Source organism: Gloeobacter violaceus PCC 7421, from assembly GCF_000011385.1.
GTDB lineage: Bacteria > Cyanobacteriota > Cyanobacteriia > Gloeobacterales > Gloeobacteraceae > Gloeobacter > Gloeobacter violaceus.
This window is the reverse complement of record NC_005125.1, coordinates 1,962,523-1,976,425: the sequence shown is the minus strand read 5'-3', so window position 1 is coordinate 1,976,425 and position 13,903 is coordinate 1,962,523. Positions and strand designations below refer to the sequence as shown.

10 protein-coding genes and 1 pseudogene are annotated in these 13,903 nt (G+C 62.2%); 8 read left to right on the top strand and 3 right to left on the bottom strand.

Features of this window, described 5'->3' with window-relative positions; genetic code table 11:
- The first annotated feature begins 59 nt into the window (after positions 1-59).
- The 3 genes and pseudogenes from GLL_RS09605 to GLL_RS09595 all read left to right on the top strand — a co-directional run bounded on the left by GLL_RS09605 (position 60) and on the right by GLL_RS09595 (position 5,388).
- Complete coding sequence (locus GLL_RS09605; protein WP_011141852.1) at positions 60-3,785, top strand: chemotaxis protein CheB; 3,726 nt, start codon at positions 60-62, stop codon at positions 3,783-3,785.
- Positions 3,786-3,820: 35 nt separating this feature from the next.
- Positions 3,821-4,024, top strand: a pseudogene (locus GLL_RS09600) (IS1 family transposase); the annotation flags it as partial.
- 458 nt (positions 4,025-4,482) lie between these two features.
- Positions 4,483-5,388, top strand: a complete 906-nt coding sequence (locus GLL_RS09595; RefSeq protein WP_011141849.1) for an alpha/beta hydrolase family esterase — start codon at positions 4,483-4,485, stop codon at positions 5,386-5,388.
- Between the two features lie 126 nt (positions 5,389-5,514).
- Here GLL_RS09595 and GLL_RS09590 read toward each other — a convergent pair whose 3' ends face one another.
- The 3 genes from GLL_RS09590 to GLL_RS09580 form a co-directional block, all read right to left on the bottom strand.
- Positions 5,515-5,814, bottom strand: coding sequence for a hypothetical protein (locus GLL_RS09590; RefSeq protein WP_011141848.1), 300 nt, complete (start codon positions 5,812-5,814; stop codon positions 5,515-5,517).
- Between the two features lie 239 nt (positions 5,815-6,053).
- Positions 6,054-6,860 (bottom strand): CPBP family intramembrane glutamic endopeptidase, encoded by an 807-nt coding sequence (locus GLL_RS09585; protein WP_164928875.1) that lies wholly within the window; start codon positions 6,858-6,860, stop codon positions 6,054-6,056.
- Between the two features lie 9 nt (positions 6,861-6,869).
- Positions 6,870-8,552, bottom strand: coding sequence for an NADPH-dependent assimilatory sulfite reductase hemoprotein subunit (locus tag GLL_RS09580; protein WP_011141846.1), 1,683 nt, complete (start codon positions 8,550-8,552; stop codon positions 6,870-6,872).
- 156 nt (positions 8,553-8,708) lie between these two features.
- On the opposite strand from GLL_RS09580, the gene GLL_RS09575 reads away from it, so the two are divergent.
- From GLL_RS09575 to GLL_RS09555, 5 genes are all read left to right on the top strand, one after another.
- Positions 8,709-9,614 carry a S1C family serine protease gene (locus GLL_RS09575; protein WP_164928874.1) on the top strand — a complete coding sequence of 302 codons (906 nt, stop codon included), beginning with the start codon at positions 8,709-8,711 and terminating at the stop codon, positions 9,612-9,614.
- Between the two features lie 21 nt (positions 9,615-9,635).
- Entirely contained in the window at positions 9,636-10,898 is a 1,263-nt protein-coding gene (locus GLL_RS09570; RefSeq protein ID WP_164928873.1) for a serpin family protein, read from the top strand.
- Between the two features lie 73 nt (positions 10,899-10,971).
- Positions 10,972-11,766, top strand: a complete 795-nt coding sequence (locus GLL_RS09565) for a prohibitin family protein (RefSeq protein WP_164928872.1) — start codon at positions 10,972-10,974, stop codon at positions 11,764-11,766.
- A gap of 30 nt (positions 11,767-11,796) precedes the next feature.
- Positions 11,797-12,753, top strand: a complete 957-nt coding sequence (locus tag GLL_RS09560) for a prohibitin family protein (protein WP_164928871.1) — start codon at positions 11,797-11,799, stop codon at positions 12,751-12,753.
- 43 nt (positions 12,754-12,796) lie between these two features.
- A complete protein-coding gene (locus GLL_RS09555; protein ID WP_011141841.1) occupies positions 12,797-13,903 on the top strand; it encodes an AAA family ATPase in 1,107 nt (368 codons plus the stop codon).

The window sequence follows — 13,903 nt, the reverse complement described above, 5'->3', positions numbered from 1 at the left end:
TTTCCCGCAGGAAGGGAAAGCACTTCGGCCGAAGCAGCGAGCGAGGCGGGAAGCTTGCAATGGCGATAGATTCCGGGGGGGGAGCCGATTCATTCTCTTTGTCGTTAGGTTCTTTTGCGATAGTTGCCGTCGGGGCCTCGGCAGGGGGGCTCGAAGCTTTCACACAGTTTTTGGGTGCCTTGCCAACCGATACCGGCATGGCGTTCGTGTTGATCCAGCACCTCAAAGCCGACCAGCCGAGCTTGCTGGTTGAGATCCTGGATAAAACAACCGGCATGGACGTTGTCCAGGTGCACAACGGCACGGTCGTGGAGCCAAACCATGTCTACGTGATCCCGCCCGACCGGCAGATGGCGATTACCAGCGGCGTGCTCACCCTCTCGCAGCGCCGCAAGACCGACGGGCAGTTTATGCCCATCGACTCCTTTTTTCATTCGCTGGCTGCAGACTGGGGCAACCGGGCGATCGGTGTGGTGCTTTCGGGAGCGGACGGCGACGGTGCGCAAGGGCTCAAGGCGATCAAGGCGGCGGGCGGCCTCGCTTTCGCCCAGGACGAGCAATCGGCCCGGTTTCCGAGCATGCCCCACAATGCCGCGGCAACAGGGCTGCTGGATTTTGTCCTGCCGCCCCGGGAGATCGCGGTGCGGTTGGCCGCGGTCGGCCGTCATCCCTACATCGCCCCCCCGGCCGCCACCGCCCCGCCCACCCCGCCCGGCGCCGAGGAGGCCAGGAGTGCCGCCATCGCGCTGCTGCGCGCCGCCACCGGGGTGGACTTCGGCCAGTACAAGCGCCCGACCTTTGAGCGGCGCTTGCAAAGGCGCATGGCGCTGCACCAGATCGAAAGCCCGCAGGAATTCGTTCGCCACCTTCAAGACCACCCGGAGGAAGTCCAGGCCCTGTACCGTGACGTGCTCATCAGCGTCACGGGCTTTTTTCGCGACCCCGAAGCTTTCGAGGCGGTGAAAAACACTGTCCTGTCCGCCATTACCCAGCAGCGGGCCGAGGGCCTGCCCATCCGCGTCTGGGTGCCGGGGTGCGCCACGGGCGAGGAGGTCTACTCCCTTGCCATTGGCGTGCTGGAGTTCCTGGAGGAGCACCCCTCCCCAACCCCCGTCCAGTTTTTCGGCACTGACATCAGCGAGGAGGCAATCGCCCTTGCCCGCACTGGTCTCTACCACGCCTCCCAAATCGAGGGCCTCTCCCCCGAGCGGCTGCGACGGTTCTTTAGCCAGGGCGAGGGCGGCCACCGGGTCTGCAAGCGGGTGCGCGAACTGTGCGTCTTTGCTCGCCACGACCTGCTCGCGGATCCGCCCTTTTCCCAGATGGATCTGGTCAGTTGCCGCAACGTGTTGATTTACTTCTCGCTGCCTGCCCAGAAGCGGGTGCTCACTACCTTTCACTACAGCCTCAAGCCGGACGGCTTTTTGCTGTTGGGCACCTCCGAGAGCCCGGGGGGGGCGTCCGAGCTGTTCAACCGGGTCGATTCGAAAAACAAACTGTTCTCCCGAAAGGCGGTGCCCGCCCGGCTGCTCCTGGAGTACGCCGCCGGGCCCGTTGCGGCGGACCCGCTCAACCCCAAACAGCCCGCCGCGGGCGGGGCGGGGAACGCTCCCGATCTGCAAAAAGAGGCCGACCGGCTCGTTCTGGACCGGTACGCCCCGGTCGGCGTGGTCGTGGGCGCCGACGCGGAGGTACTGCACTTTCGGGGCCAGACCGGTCCCTATCTCCAGCCGTCCCCTGGCCGTGCCAGCCTCAACCTGCTCAAGATGGTGCACCCCGGCTTGCGTTCACAGCTGCGCTCGGCGCTGCAGCTGGCCGCCAAGCAGTCGCTTGCCCAGTGCCAGCAAGATATCCGGCTCTACGACGGCGATCGGGAGCGGCGGGTGCGCATCGACGTCGCCCCCTTCAGATCCGCCTCCGGGCAGACCCACTTTCTGGTGTTGTTTGCCGACACCCCGATGGTCGAGGTGAGCGCGCCGCTTCCCGGACCCCGTTCCGCCGCGGCCGACAGGCAAAGCGCCCAACAGCAAAGACTCCTGGAATTGCAGCAGGAGTTGACGGCCAAGGAGGAATACCTGCGCACGGCGATTGAGGAGTCCGAAGCCGTCAACCAGAACCTCCGGGTCGCCAACGAAGAGATCCTCTCAAGTAACGAAGAGTTGCAGAGCACCAACGAAGAACTGCAGACCGCCAAAGAAGAGATCCAGTCCACCAACGAAGAACTCCACACGATCAACGACGAACTGCAGCGGCGCAACCGGGAACTGGACCGGCTCGGCAACGACCTGCAGAACCTGCTTGCGAGCACCCGGCTTCCGATCGTCATGCTCGACAGCGAGCTGCGGATTCGGCGCTTTACGCCCCAGGCGGGCGAACTGCTCCATTTTGTCTCCGCCGACGTCGGCCGGCCCGTGCGCGACATCAACCACCGGTTGAGCGTCCCCGACCTGCCCGAGCGCGTCCTGGAGGTGATCGCCAGCCGGCGCATCCACATCCAGGAGGTGCAGGACCGGGGCGGCCACTGGCACGAACTGTGCATCCGCCCCTACCACACCCTGGATGGCGCGACCGAGGGCGCGGTGCTGGTGCTGGTGGACATCGACCAGAGCAAGCGCGCCGTCGAGGAGGTCAAAGCCGCCCGCGACTACGCAGAAGCGATCGTCGAGACCGTGGGCGAACCGCTCATCGTGCTCGACGCAGAACTGAGCGCGGTGACGGCGAACCGGGCGTTTTACGAGCTTTTCGAGACCCATCCCGACCAGATCGAGGGCCGCTCACTGTTCGAGGTAAGCGGCGGGCAGTGGAACCTCCCCCAGTTGCGGGAGGCGCTCGAAGGGGTGCTCCAGGGCGACGGCCGGGTGCAGGATTTTGAGGTGGACCGCGACTTCGAGCGGCTGGGGCGCAAGATCCTGCTGCTCAACGCCCGCCACATGCCGTTCTACGCCGGTGGCCCGCGCCAGATCTTGCTTTCGGTTTCGGATGTCACGGCCCGGAGACTACTGGAAGGGGAACGCTCCGAATTGCTCGCCCAGAGCGAGGCGGCAAGGCGGGACGCCGAGGCGGCCAACCGCTCGAAGGACGAATTTCTGGCCACCCTCAGCCACGAGTTGCGCACCCCCCTCAACCCGATCATCGGCTTCTCGCAACTGCTGCGGCGCGGCAAGTGCGACCCGGCCCAGACGGCCCAGGCCCTGGAGGTGATCGAGCGCTGCGGCAAGCTGCAGGCGCAACTGATCGACGACATGCTCGATATCTCGCGGATCATCTCGGGCAAACTACACGTCGTGATGCGCCGAATCGATCTGGTGCCGGTGGTCGGTGCCGCCGTCGAAGCGGTCGATGCGATCGGCCGGGCCAAATCGATCCGCATCGAGACGGTGTGCGCCCCGGCCCCGCCGGTGATGGCCGATTCCACCCGGATGCAGCAGGTGGTGTGGAACCTGCTCACCAACGCCGTCAAATTCACCCCCGAAGGCGGGCGGGTGGGGGTGCGGCTGGAGGGTACCGCCGCGGGCGTGCGCCTGACGGTGTCCGACACGGGTATGGGCATCGCGCCGGAGTTCTTACCGAAAATGTTCGATCGCTTCGCCCAGGGAGACGGCTCCCGCACCCGCACCCAGGGCGGACTGGGATTGGGCCTGTATCTGGTGCGCAGCCTGATCGAACTGCACGGCGGCACCGTCGACGCCCACAGCGCGGGAGAAGGCCGGGGCAGTGTCTTCACCGTCGCATTGCCCGCCGCTCCGCCGCAGCCTGAACACCCGGATCGGAACCTCGGGTCTTGATTCAAGGGTAGTCATGCATAGTAATGTTAAAAAATTATGGCCAGGTGTTGGCCAGCAAACGGCATCGAGCTGCAGGTAAAGCAACGGGCACGACCAGCTGTATTGAGCGATTCAACAACACGGTGCGTCAGCGGGTTGGGCGATTAGTGCGAAAGGCCCTCTCATTTTCAAAATGCTTGAGCAATCACAACGCCGGGGCGCGTAAATTACGGTATTGCGGAAATACACCTGCTGGGTAGATTTCGCAATTTTTTCGACCGGATCGCCCCTGCGCCCCCGTCCGAAACGGCACAGTCTTCTTCGGGTGGGCGGACGGCCAAGATTCTCTTCAGATATAGATCTTATCAATAGCGGCCAGCCCTGAAAACGCCGATTTTTCGGCGGGGCAGACGGTCACTTCACCAATATGGTGGAAGAGTGGCCCGACGATCGGGCGCTATGCTGCACCCGCATCCCTCCACCGGCCGACCGGCTACCCAGGGTTCGCACCGATTTCCGCTGCGCTTTGGCGAGTCGGCCCGCCCACCTTATACCCATCAAGGATTTATCGAGGCGTTCCGGCTTTGTGGGGACGCGTGGATTTTTTTGGGCAGGCGGCGGTGATCTTTGCCCCCGTCGGCCTAATTTGTGGTGCACCCGGCCTCCGCCCCGGAGCGCCAATTTCGCTTAACCGCATTACTACACTGAGGATCTAGCCATGGGAACGGTTCGAGAATTTTTGCGGCGCACGGGTTTGCGATGGTCACTGGTGTGCGTGCTTTTCTGGATGGCACTTTGCGCACCGGCGTTCAGCCAGACCGGCGATGTGACTTTAAAACAACTGGACTACAACGGAACCGAACGCAGTTATTACGAGCACGTTCCATCCTCCTACAGCAGTGCTTCCAGCAGCGTTCCGCTGGTCATCTTCCTGCACGGTTCGGTCAACGGCCGCACCGCCACGGTGGAAGGGGCCGCCAAACTCGCCGGCTGGACCACCCGTTCCGACGAAAAAGGCTTCATCGCCGTTTATCCGGTCGGGGGCATCGTCGTCGCCAACGGCACCAGTTCCCCCGGCTACAAATGGAACACCTACGTGTTCAACGGTGAGTCCCCGGACGACGTCGGCTATCTGCTCGCGCTGATTAATCAACTCAAAAGCACCTACCGCATCGACCCCAACCGGATCTATATGACTGGGCATTCCAGTGGCGGGGCGATGGTCAACACCTTCATCGGCAACGGTCACGCTTCGCTGATCGCCGCCTCAGCCCCGGTCTCCGGCCCCTGGATCACCACCTTTCGCAAGTCCGAATCGTTGATGGAGCCCGGTGGGCCGATTCCAGTCTGGATCTGGCGCGGCGAAGAAGAAGACCAGATTACCGGCACGATCCCACGGGACGTCCAGGACGAGGACCAGAAGCAATTTTGGATCCAGTACAACCAGACCGACCAATCCCAGAGGACGGTCAGCGGCTCGTACGTCACCGATGTATTCACCGGCGGCAATGCAGAGGTGCGCTTTACGGAGGTCACCGGAGCGGGCCACCTCAACGACGACGATTACAGCAGCGAGATCTGGGACGAATTTTTTAGCCGCCTGACGCTCAGCGATCGCAACTGAATCAAGCTCAAAATCGCATTCGTAAACGGCCTCTCCGTGCGAGAGCCAGGCGTCGGTCAGCGACGAGTGACGCCTGGCTCTCGCACGCTTACGACGATGCAAACAAAGCCGATGCGGACCCCTTACTCATGGCTGGTGCTCGAGCCATTCGCGCAGCAACTGTGCCACCAATTCGGAATACTCAAGATCCGCTTTGATGAGCGCGATTTTGACTTGCTGGTGCAGCTGAGCCGGAATGTAGGCGGAGGCAAGTACGTAGGTGGGGTCTGAACGCTTGCCCTGCGGTCGGCCCCGTTTGCGTGCTGTACCCCGCGGCGGCGTCTCGGGCGGCTCCACCGGGTCTAAAGGCCCAAGACCGCCGGGAGCGGAGGGCGGCTTGTCTTCGTCGCGTGCATGGTTTTCAGATTCGTATGGATTAGCTGACACATCTTGAAACCTGGTATGTCGGTGCGGACAAGGCGGCCTGCAATCGCGATTTTCGCTCGCTGGCTCGCACCAAAAAATCCCCCGTGCAGGGTGTTGCAATGCAGCAGGAACACAAAATCAACGGAAGGGGCTCGCCGCCGCGTCGAAAACCAAGGCCAATTATCCGGTAAACTACTCGGCTTGTCGTACTTGGTTGCTCCTGATAGTTGCACAACCACCACGAAAATGCAAGTTTACGCTCAGCCGGGCGGCGGCCCCAAACCCCACAGTACCAGAGCGGTAGCACCCAGAAAAGCGAGACCCATCGCTCCTGCCAGGGGTTTGCCTCCGAAGCCGGTCACCCAGGTGGCGGTTTTGCCGGTGGGCACCGCCAGGGTATGGGTATCGATGAGGGTGATTCCCCAGACCCAGCCGGCGTGCAGACCCCAGGCCAGATGGATGCTGCCGCCGCTGAGCAGCCGGGCGAGCACCAACACCAGGCCCATGGCAAACAGGCCGGGCAGTTCTCGCGCCCCCCCCTGCCAGTCGTCGAGCTGCCAAATGAGGTGCAAGGCAGCAAAGATGAGGCTGCTTACCACCGCCGCCCAGCCCGGGCCATAGGGCAGAAGTGTTTCGTAGACGAAGCCCCGAAAAAGCACCTCCTCCACCGCGCCCACAAACAAGCCGACCGCAAGCGGTGCGAAGAGCGCCCCGCTGCTGAGGCGGACGGGTTGCAGGCGCAGCCATCCTGCCCGCATCTCGACAGCGAAAAGGATCGCGAGGCCAAGGGCTCCCAGACCGAGGCCGGCCGCCAATTGCCCCCAACCTGCCAAGCCGCCCCGCAGGCCCCAGCGCCCGAAGGGCACCCCAAGCCAGGCGCTCGTCGCCCAGAGCACCAGGGCAATGACCAGGTACAGGCTCAAGATGAGCTGGAGTTTGCCCGAGAAGACCAGGGGCCGCCCCGGTCGCCAGCCGATGCGCAGCAGCTGTGGGATCGCCACCGGCAGCCACAGCAAAATGCAGCCGAGGGCAAACAGAGCAAGCACCAGGGGCGGCGTCAAAGCCAAAGCGCCGACCTAGAGATGCGCTTCGAGGTCCGCCCGGCCCTTGCGCAGGCAAAAATCGCCGAAGCTTTCCCCCGGGGCGCGCTCGCGCTTGAAGTAGCTGAACAGCGGCCCGAGCACCGCCAGGATATCCTCGCGCTTGACCCGCTCGCGGAAGACCCAGTTGAGCCGCGTCGAGGCGAGGTTGCCCCCCAGGTAGAGGTTATAGGCACCGGGGGCGCTGCCCACGAAACCAATTTCGCCCATGTAGGGGCGGGCGCAACCGTTCGGGCAGCCGGTCATGCGAATCGAAATCTGCTCCTGCGCGAGGTCCAGCTCGGTGAGTTTCGCCTCGAGCTCGGCGATGATCCCGGGCAGGGCGCGCTCCGACTCGGTGAGGGCCAGACCGCAGGTGGGCCAGGCGGGACAGGCCATCGCGTAGCGCTCGGCGTTGGAGACGGCCTGAACCGGCCGCACCCCGGCGCTTTGCAAAATCGCGTCGATGGGTGCACGTACCTCCGGGGCGACATCCACCAGCAGCGCATTCTGGGTCGGGGTCAAGATCAAATCCACCTCAAAGCGCTCGACGATCTCGCGCAGGGCCGATTTGAGGCGAAAGGCTCCCTCGTCTTTGATGCGGCCATTCTCGATCCAGATCCCCAGGCAGTAGCGGCCGTCCCCCTGGGGCTGCCAGCCCAAATAATCGTGAAAGACCCACGGCGCCACGGTCCGCCACGGTTGCAGGGGTTTGCCCAGGTAAGTTTCCACCTGGGCGCGGAACCAGCCCAGGCCGCGGTCGTGGATGAGATATTTCAGCCGGGCGTGGCGACGGTTGTAGCGGTCGCCGTGGTCGCGCTGCACCAGCACCACCGCTTTGACCGCCTCCAGCATGTCCTCGGAGGAAACAAAACCCAGGTGGTCCGCCTGGCGCGGAAAGGTCTCGGGTTTAGCGTGGGTCATGCCGAGGCCGCCCCCGACGGTGAGGTTGTAGCCCAACAAGCGCTCGCCGTCCTCGAACACCGGGATCACCCCCAGATCCTGGGTGTAGATGTCCACGGAGTTGTCGCCTTCGACGGCGACGGCAATTTTGAACTTGCGCGGCAGGTAAGTCTCGCCGTAAATCGGCTCGACCTCGGGCTCTCCCGAATAGACCAGCGCTTCGTCCTGCCACACCTCAAAGTAGGCGCCCGTGTGCGGGGTGAGCATATCGGCGATCGCCGCCGCCGCCTCGCGCGCCACGGCGTAGGGGCGGGCGGTGAAGGGCGCCGGGGGGGCCATGACGTTGCGGTTGATGTCGCCGCAGGCTCCCAGGGTCGAACCGAGTTGGGTGCTAATCGTGGCAATCGCCTCGCGCAGGTTGTGTTTGCGGATGCCGTGCAACTGCAGGCCCTGGCGGGTGGTCACCCGCAGGGTGCCGCTGCCGAGGGCGTCGGCCAACCGGTCCATCGCCAGGTAAAAGGCTGCCGGGGCGTAGCCGCCCGGATTTTTGGTGCGTACCATGAACGCGTAATCGGGCTCCAGGCCCGCGTCCTTGCGCGCCTTGCGCTCGTCGCGGTCGTCCTGCTGGTAGATGCCGTGGAATTTGAGCAGCTGCACCGACTCCTCGGCAAAGTGCGTCGTCTCGGGCTGCTGCAACTCTTCGCGCAGCCGGCCGCGCAGATTGTGGCTGTTCTCTTTGATTTGCTCGACTTTCGAGCGCCGCATCGTATCGGTCATCGCCTTGCCCGGTATCTCTATCGAGATTTAGCAATTATTCGAGCGTTTGTCATGTGAAGCTGCTCACACCCCATGCAAAAACAGGATAAGCCTTGGGCGGAACGTTGTGGCGTTTCCGGCGTCTTTATCTGGTATCTCACCCCTGCGACAACCACGATGAAGATCCAGTCTGCCCTTGCCGCCTTGGCTGTAGCCGCGCTCCCGTTGAATTTTCCTGCTGCCCTCCTCGCCTTCGACCCGGAGGAGACGACGACCATCGACGTCTACGACCGGACGAGTCGGGCCGTGGTCAGTATCCGCACTTCCGGCGGCATCGGCGCCGGGGCGATTATCGACCCGCGCGGGGTGGTGATTACCAACAACCACGTGGTGCGCGGCAGCACCCGGGTGCAGGTGCAGACCGCCGACGGGCGGGTGTATCCGGGGGCGGTGCGCGCCCTCGACCGGCGCAACGACCTGGCGATTGTCGACATCCGTCCGGAGCGGCCTTTGCCGAGCATCGATCTGGCGCGCTCCTCGGCCAGGGTCGGCCAGCGCGTCTACGCCATCGGCAACCCCTTCGGCCTCGATCGCACTTTGACGGTGGGCATTTTGAGCCGCATCGCCCCCAACGGCGACCTGCAGACCGACGCCGCCCTCAACCCGGGCAACTCCGGGGGGCCGTTGCTCAATTCCGACGGCGAAATCATCGGCATCAACAAAGCGATTTTAAGCCGCACCGGCGGCAACGTCGGCATTGGTTTCGCCACCCCCACCGGTGCGGTGCGCTCGTTGGTGGCAGCCAGTCCAAACCCGGACAGCGGTCGGGTGGCCGTCCGGCCGGGGCCGCAGCGCGGCCTGGGCGTGGTGCTCGACGCCCGCTCTTTGACGGTGCTCGAGGTCCAGCCGGGTTCCGCCGCCGAGCGCGCCGGGCTGCTTCCGGGAGATCAACTGCTCGGGGTGGGCGATGCCGGCCTCGAAAACTCTGCCCAACTGCAGCAGATTCTGCAGCGCAATCCGGGCACACTGGTACTGACCGTTGTCCGCGACCGTCAGGTCGGCAGGATCCGGGTCGAGTTGTAGTGCCGTGGTCTGTCGAACGCGATGCAGAAAGTCTGGTGGCTGGCGGTGGCGCTGGTCTGCTTGGGGGGTTCGGTAAGGGCCGCCGCGGCGCCCATCGGGGCCGCACCGGTGGCCGATCGGGTGGAGGTGCCGACATTCATCCAGATGCGCGAGGCGAATTGGCGCTTCGGCTTTAAATTGCTCAGTCTGATCAACGAAGCGCCCCTGCGGGCGAATCGGGAGCGCTCCCCGCTCGCGGTCGAACGCAACGTACTCCTTTCACCCCTGGGGTTGGGGATCACCCTGGGCCGGCTGCTGCCCAGTTTGTCCGAGACCGCGCAGCGGGCGGTGGCCAGTTCCCTCGAATGGCCCAACGACGGGTTGATCGAGCCGCAGTCGGCGACGGCGCTACTGGCCGCCCAGTTGACGGGGGCCGATCCCCAGGTGCAGCCGGTGCACGCCGGATTGTACTGGGTGGAGCCGGGCACGCCCGTGAAGCTGGGACGGGATCTCAGCGGCAACCGGGTGCTGGAGAGCGCTTTTCAAGACGGAGCGGCTCCCCCCGAAATCAACCGCTGGATCGCCGCCGCCACCGGCGGCCAGATTGGCGAAGCGCTCATCCCCGGCCCCCGCCGGCCTGGCCCGCTGGTGGTGGTCGATGCGACCGTCTTCGAAGGGATCTGGAGTCGGGCTTTTAACCCCCAGAGCAGTCTCCAGGCTCCTTTCACCCTCCTGGACGGCAAGCAGACAACTGTCTGGCAGATGAGCCGGACGGGCAGTTTTCGCTACTACGAGACTCCTGGTTTTCAGGCGGTCCAGTTGCCCTTCGGCGGCGACGGCGAGTGGAGCATGGCGGTGTTTGTGCCCGCGGCCGGGGTGCCTTTGCGGTCGTTTGTGCGCAACTTGAGCGACGAGAAATGGCGTCTGTGGTTCGAGCAATTTCGGATGCGCGACGGGAGCGTGACCCTTCCTCGCCTGCGCCTGCGCTACGGCCAGGATTTGCGCCGGGCGCTTCGAGCCCTCGGGATGCGGTCCGCCTTTACCCGCTCGGAGGGCGAGGAGAGCCTCGGTGAAGCGGGGTTGCTCATCGACGCGGTCGATCACCAGACCGCTTTTACGGTCTCTGAAACGGGGCTCACCCGCCCGAGCGCCGCCACGGGCGGCGAGCGGTTCGCGCTGCCCCTGCGTCCGGGCGAGACACCTTTTACCTTCAGCGCCGATCGGCCGTTTATGTTCGCCGTGGTCAACACTTACTCCGGCTTCGTGGCGATGCTGGGCACCGTCATCGATCCGACCCAGCCCTGAGCAAAGAATTGCTTAATTGTGGCTAGGCTCGGGACGCCTCCCCTGCACAATGGAATAAACGCGACAGGTGCCTATGTCCGCTGAACGGCAAGCCTGGCTCTCCTGGGCACCCCAACTGGTAGGGGTGCTGATTTTGGGGTTTTTGCTGATCAGTCTCAATCCGGTGCGCTTCGTGGGCAACGGCGAAAACCTGGTGGTCTTCTCCTGGTTCGGCGGCATCCAGAAGGAGCCCTTGCAACCGGGCGGCCATTTGATCTTGCCGGTGGTGAGCGAGACGATTCCCTTTGACGTCAAGACGCAGGCGCTCACCTGGAAGGACGGCGGCGACAGTTACGGGCCGCGCATCGTCGCTCTGACCCGCGACGGCCAGGAAATCGGTGCGGAGGTGACGATGCAGTTCGTGGTGGCCGATCCGCCCAAGGTCTACGAGACCCTGGGGACCGAATATATCGATCGCATCGCCCCGATTGTCCGCTCGGTGATCTCTTCGCAGACCAGCGGCTTCTCGGCGCAGGATCTTTATTCCACCAAGCGGCCGGTCCTGCAGGCGCAGATCCGCGAGCGGGTGGCGGGGGATCTGAGCCAGTACGGCATCAACGTGCTCGATCTGTTGCTGCGCGATGTCAATTTCAGCAAAGATTTCGTCGCCGCCATCGAAGCGAAGACCATCTCCGAAAATCAACTGGCCCGCAAGGCCTACGAAATCGACCAGGCCACCCAGGACGCCAAGACGCTGATTTCCGAAGCCCAGGCGGAGGCGGGCCGCCTCGGTGCCAAGGCCGACGCCCTTACCAAAAATCCCGAGTACCTGCGGGTGGTGCAGTCGGGGGTATTGGGCGAGACCCTCGACACGCTGATCAACCGCTAGGGCGCTTATTTTTCGTAGCAGGTGTTCGATGTGACCACGGTAGAAGACAAGCAACTTCCCCTTCGCCTGCTCGCGGGCGGCCTACTCGTGGCGGGTATCGTTGCCGTATTTTTGTTGTTGTTTCATCCGTTTTTGTACGTCACCGAACCGGGTAACGCGACGGTGATGTTCAACACGTTTACCGGCATCGAGAAGGGCCGTATCGAGCGGCCGGGGGCGACTTTCGTGGTGCCTGGGGTCGACGGTCCGATTACCTACAACGTCCGCACGCGGGTCTTCCAGTTCACCAACAGCACCCCGGTCCCTAACCAGGCAGGCAACGCCATCACCATCAACACCGCCGACGGCCAGGCCTTTTCAACCGACGTCTTCGTCGCCCTGCGCCCCAACCAGGCGGTCCTCGACCAGTTGCACGCGAATGTCGGCACCCGCTATATGGAAAATATCGTCGTGCCGACGGTGCGCTCGAAAGTGCGCGACGTGGCGGCCAACTACACCTCCGGCGATTTTTACAACAAAGCCCGTCGCGCCGAGATGGAGCAGAAGATGACCGCCCTGATCGGCCGGGACATGCCCCAGGGCGTGCTGGAGGGCAAGAAAGTATCACTGTTGTTTATCGAAGATGTCTACCTGGGCACCGCCGAATTTCCAGAGGCCCTCAAAGCGTCGCTTGAGCAAAAACAGGTGGCGTCGATCACTGCCCAAACCGCGGCGGTCAAAGCCCAGATTCAGCAAAAAGAGACCACCCGCAAGCTGATCCTGGCGGACGCCAACCGCAAGGCGATCGAACTGCAGGGCCAGGCGGCGGCCAGAAATGCCAAACTGGCGGATTTGCTCTTTTACGAAAAGCTCAAGGAGCGCATCGACGCCGCCCGCGAAAAAGGCGCCGATATCCCGGTAAAAGTGATCCGCGTCGAGGGGGCCGAAAAGTCAACGGTGTTCTTGAATATCGATCCCCAACGCGCCGCGGCAACTTCCGCTCCGTAAGTTCTGCATTGTTGAAGATAGTTGCAAATGTAAGGGTTATCCAATGGTTGAACTTGAAACTATTACTGTTAAAGGCTTCAAGAGTATTGCTTCTATCGAGCAATTAAAGCTAAAGCCGATCAACGTGATTATCGGCCCGAACGGTTCAGGAAAGTCCAACTTTATTGATGTTTTCACCTTCCTGCATGCGCTCAGAGAAGGGCGTCTTCAAGATTATGTGATTAAGGCTGGCGGGGCTGAGAAAATCCTTCATTACGGTTCTAAAGTGACGGATAAAATTCAAATTGACATTTCCTTTCGGGGCGGTCGGAATCGGTATGAGATTGAACTCCAGCCGACGGTTGCTGATGAGCTGATTGTACAATCTGAGTTTATTTATTCTTCGGATAAATCGGCCTCTGACTCCAAAACCATAAGATCGCTCCTGCCATTTGGGAGAGAGGCCGCAATAAGCGACCCAAAGACTCAAGAAATTGTCACCTATGTTCGCACGAGGCTTGATAGTTGGAGGCTCTATCATTTTCATGATACCGGCTTGACTTCACCCATGAAAAAGACAGCTGATATCAACGATAATCGCTACTTGCGGCCCGATGGTTCAAATCTCGCTGCCTATCTCTACTACTTACGTGAAAAACACGAAACCTCCTACAGCCTTATCCTTCGCACTGTTAAGCTCGTTGCTCCATTTTTCGATGACTTCATACTCGAACCATTAAAATTGAATGATAAAAAGATCCAACTGCAATGGTTGCATAAAGGCTCCGACGCTTACTTTGATGCTGCATCCCTGTCAGACGGTACGCTGCGATTCATTGCACTGGCCACACTTTTCTTGCAGCCTGCAGTCTCTCGCCCTTCGGTCATTTTGGTAGACGAACCTGAACTTGGCCTACATCCCTATGCAATCAATCTTCTTGCATCAATTGTCAAGAAAGCGGCTGTTGAAACGCAAGTTATTCTTTCAACCCAATCGTCTCTTCTTCTAGATCAATTTGAAGCGGAAGACGTACTGGTTGCTGAGCGCGTTGATGGCAGCACACAATTTTCTAGATTGGAGCCGGAAAAACTTGCAGCCATGCTGCAGGACTATAGTCTTGGCCAGCTTTGGGAGAAGAATGAATTTGGTGGACGTCCTAGGAGAGAATGA